3 protein-coding genes are annotated in these 4,226 nt (G+C 74.4%); all 3 read right to left on the bottom strand.

Annotated elements, in window-relative coordinates; genetic code table 11:
• A partial coding sequence (locus MSIMFI_RS27450) for an integrase core domain-containing protein (protein WP_191500061.1) occupies positions 1-870 on the bottom strand: 870 nt, incomplete at its 3' end.
• 160 nt (positions 871-1,030) lie between these two features.
• Positions 1,031-1,531: a PPOX class F420-dependent oxidoreductase gene (locus MSIMFI_RS27445; RefSeq protein WP_191500060.1), complete on the bottom strand. Its 501-nt coding sequence runs from the start codon at positions 1,529-1,531 to the stop codon at positions 1,031-1,033.
• Between the two features lie 74 nt (positions 1,532-1,605).
• On the bottom strand, positions 1,606-4,218 hold the full coding sequence (locus MSIMFI_RS29150) for a hypothetical protein (protein ID WP_449870989.1): 2,613 nt from the start codon (positions 4,216-4,218) through the stop codon (positions 1,606-1,608).
• Positions 4,219-4,226: the final 8 nt, after the last annotated feature.

Here is a 4,226-nt window from a genome sequence, read left to right as displayed (position 1 = left end):
GTGGGGTAGTTCGCGGTGGGGTCGGTGGTTGTTGTAGAGGTCGGTGAACTCGTCGAGCTGGGTTTGCAGTTCGGCGACGGTGGTAGCGCGGGGTTGGGCGGTGAGCCATTTTTTGAGGGTTTGGTGGAAGCGTTCGATTTTTCCGCAGGTGGTCGGGTGGTTAGGGGTGGAGTTGATTTGGACCACGCCCAGGCGGTGTAGTTCGGATTCCAGGTGGTTGCGGCCGCCTTTGCCGCCGGAGAAGCGGGTGGTGAAGACCATGCCGTTGTCGGTCAAGGTTGAGTACGGAATGCCATGGGCAGCACATGCTTTGCGGAATTCGGTCCGGACGATGGTGCCAGTGATGCGGGGGTGGGCGGTCAGGGAAAAGGCGTAGCGGGCGTGGTCGTCGAGCCAGTTGAGGATTTCAACGTGGGTGTTGTCTGCCAACCACCAGTGGGTGAAGTCGGCTTGCCAGCGTTCGTTGGGTTGTTCGGCGGCAAAGCGGATGTAGGAGGACTTGGGCCGGCACTGGGGTGTGGGGGTGATCAGGCCGGCTGCGGCCAGGTGGCGGTGGATGCTGGGTACTGACGCCACCAGGTCGTGGTGGTGCTTGAGGTGCCAGGCGATGGTGTGCGGACCGTGGTCGAGTCCTTTGCCGGCCAGTTCGCGGCGTAGGCCGATGATCAGATCGATGGTGGCCTGCGGCAGTCGGGTCGGGCTGGTGTGCGGACGGCGTGAACGCGGCTCGAAAGCGGCCTCCCCGTCGAGTCGGTACCGGGCGACCAGCTTCGAGATCCAGCCCTGAGATGCCCCGTATTCGCGGGCCACCTCAGATTGGCTACGACCCTCAACAACGACAGCAGTGATGACCAGACGGGCTTTCGACACCCGCTGACGCTGAACGCATCAACCTATTCCGATGTCTTGAGACACGCTATTCCTATGTCCTGAAACCACACACCATCGGGGCTACAGTGTGATGGCGAGCAGACGCAAAATCGCCCGATTTCGTGCCGAAATGGGCGATTTTGCGTCTGCTCGCCGCACCCTATTGCGCGGCCGGTGCGGTCGACCCGCCTACCGGCATGGGTGGCAGGCCGAGCTTGCGGTGATCCCAGGAGCGGGTGCGGTGGCTGACGATGCGCACGCCGACGCGCTTGTGCATCATCTGGTCGACCATGGGCCGGCAATCGTCGGTGTAGGGGCCGGTGTAGCGCTCCCAGACGCTGACCCCGACCCGGTGCAGGGCGTCGGGATCGTCGACGATCTCGGCGACGCCCTCGAAGGACACCCCGCGCAGCGTGTCATAGGTGTGGCCACCCTCGATTAAGAAGCTGACCCGTGGATCGCGCGTGAGGTTGACGGCCTTCTGTGACTTGGCTTTGGTCTCCAGCCAGATTTCGCCGTCGAGCACCGCGTACCACATCGCCGTCAGGTGCGGCTGGCCGTCCGGGCCGATGGTGGCCAGCGTGCCGGTGCGGCTGTTGGCGACGAAGTCGGCGATCTCAGCCTCGGACATGACGATACGCGCGCGCTGATTGGTTCCCATCGCGTCAGTGTGTCAGGCGGTCGCCGGGCCGAGCACCGGCGGGGCTACGGCCGTCCGCCAGCCTTTCGCCGTGATCAGCCGCCGGCGCCGCCCCCGCCGCCGCTGCCGCCGACGCCGCCTTTTGAACCATGGCGGTTGCCGCCGGGTGTGCCGACCAGGCCCGTGCCACCTAGCGTGCCGTCGCCGCCGGTGCCCCCGTCGCCGCCGGTGCCGCCGGCGGCGCCCTGGCCGCCGTCGCCATCGGGTTGACGTGGGCCGGCGCCATCGCCTCCATCACCGCCGTTGCCGCCTCTGCCGCCGATGCCGCCGTCGCCGCCGTGGTCGCTGCCCGCGCCATCGCCGCCATCACCGCCGGCGCCGCCTTTGCCCCCGGCGCCGGCATTGCCGCCGTCGCCGAGCGCTCCGCCGCCGCTGCCGCCGGGGCCGCCGACGCCGCCATTGCCGCCGCCGCCGCCGTTGCCGCCGGTGCCGCTGGTGCCGGTAGCATCACCGCCGGCACCGCCCGTGCCGCCGGTGCCGCCGTAGCCGCCCTGGCCCCCTTCCTCGCCGGAGCCGCCACTGCCGCCACCACCGCCGGTGGCGCCGGCGCCGCCGCCGCCGCCGTTGCCGGCGTTGCCTGAGCCGGAGTTGTTGCCCCCGGCGCCGCCTTGGCCGCCGGCGCCGGAATTGCCGCCGGTGCCCCCGTCGCCCTCGTTAGTGTTGCCGCCGCGCCCGCCATGGCCGGCGAAACCACCGGTGCCGCCGTTACCGCCGTCGCCGCCGGTGCCGCTGCCGGTGGCGAGGCCGCCGGCGCCGCCAGTGCCGCCCTGCTGGCCGTTACCGCCCCTGCCGCCGTTGGCGCCACCGTAGCTGTCGCCGCCGATGCCACCGGGTCCGCTGTTGCCGCCGCGACCGCCGTCTCCGCCGTCACCGGCGCCGTTGCCACTGCCACCGGTGCCGCCGGTGCCGCCCTTGCCGCCGACACCACCGGAACCGCCCCTGTAGCCGGTGCCCCGGCCGTCATGGCCGTTGCCGCCCTTGCCGCCGCTACCGGCATCGCCGCCGTTGCCGCCGGAGCCCCCGCCGGCCCCGCCGTGGCCGCCGTGGCCGCCGTGGCCTCCGGCGCCTCCTGGGGCTCCGGGTGTCCCGTCGGTGTTTAGCGGGGGTTTTATGCCGTCGCCGCCGACCCCGCCGATGCCGCCCTTGCCGCCGTTGCCGCCGTTTCCGCCGCCGACGCCGTCAATGCCGGCTCCGCCCAAGCCGCCGTTACCGCCGTTACCGCCCCTTCCGCCCGGCTCGGCGTGGCCGAAGAAAGGGTCGCCGTCGCGGCCGTTGACGCCGTTGCCGCCGTTGCCGCCGTTGCCGCCGGTGCCGCCGGTGCCGACGCTGCCGCCGGTGCCGCCGTCGGTTCCTACGCCGGCCGCCCCAGCTTTGCCGCCGGTGCCGCCGTTGCCGCCGTCCGCCCCGGCGCCGAAGCTGGGGCCACCGAGGCCGCCGTCGTCGGTGCCGGTTCCGTTGCCGCCGGTGCCGCCGGTGCCGCCGTCGCCGCCGATGCCGCCGTTGCCGCCGTTGCCGCCATGAGCGCCGTTGCCGTCGCCGGCGCCGCCGGTGCCACCCGTGCCGCCAGTGCCACCCCGGCCGGCACTCCCACCCTGAGTGGGGGAGCCGCCGGTGACGCCGTTGGCGCCGTTGGCGCCTTTCCCGCCGTTGCCGCCGGTGCCGCCGTCGCCGCCGGTGCCGATGCTGCCGCCGGTGCCGCCGTCGGTTCCTACCCCGGCCGCCCCGGCGGCGCCGCCGGTGCCGCCCTGACCGCCGTTGCCGCCGGTGCCGTTGACGACAGAAGTGTCGTCGCCACCGTTGCCGCCGATGCCGCCCAGGCCGCCGGCGCCGCCCGTGCCGCCGTCGCCGCCGCCTACCCCGCCAATGCCGGCGCCGCCGTCGCCGCCGGCGCCGCCTTTGCCGCCGTCGCCGCCCTGGCCGCCGGCGGTCGGGTCGGCTGCATTGGTGCCGGCCTTGCCGAACCCACCCTGCCCGCCGGTGCCGCCGGTGCCGCCGTCGCCGCCGGCGCCGATCCCGCCTTGCGTGCCGCCGTCGGTTCCTACGCCGGCCGCCCCGGCGGTGCCGCCGGTGCCGCCCTTGCCGCCGGCGCCGCCGGCGCCGAAGCCGGGGCCAGCGAGGCCGATGTTGTCGCCGCCGGCGCCGCCGACACCGCCTTTGCCGCCGATGCCGCCGGTGCCGCCGTCGCCGCCGCCGATCCCGCCGATGCCGGCGCCGCCGACGCCGCCTTGGCCACCCGCGCCGCCCTGGCCGCCTTGGCCGCCGGCGGTGGGGTCGTCTGCAGTGACGCCGGCCTTGCCGAACCCGCCCTGTCCGCCGTCGCCGCCGGTGCCGCCGGTGCCGCCGGCGCCGATCCCGCCTTGGGTGCCGCCGTCGGTTCCTACGCCGGCCGCCCCGGCGGTGCCGCCGGTGCCGCCCTGACCGCCGGCACCGCCGGCGCCGAAGCCGGGGCCAGCCAGGCCGATGTTGTCACCGCCGGCGCCGCCGACACCGCCTTTGCCGCCGATGCCGCCGGTGCCGCCGTCGCCGCCGCCTACCCCGCCGATGCCGGCGCCGCCGACGCCGCCTTGGCCACCCGCGCCGCCCTGGCCGCCTTGGCCGCCGGCGGTGGGGGCGGCTGCAGTGACGCCGGCCCGCCTCCTATACCCCACCGACGCCG

Source organism: Mycobacterium simulans, assembly GCF_900232995.1.
Classification (GTDB): domain Bacteria; phylum Actinomycetota; class Actinomycetes; order Mycobacteriales; family Mycobacteriaceae; genus Mycobacterium; species Mycobacterium simulans.
Note: the sequence above shows the minus strand (reverse complement) of the source record. Positions and strands in the feature narration are given on the sequence as shown.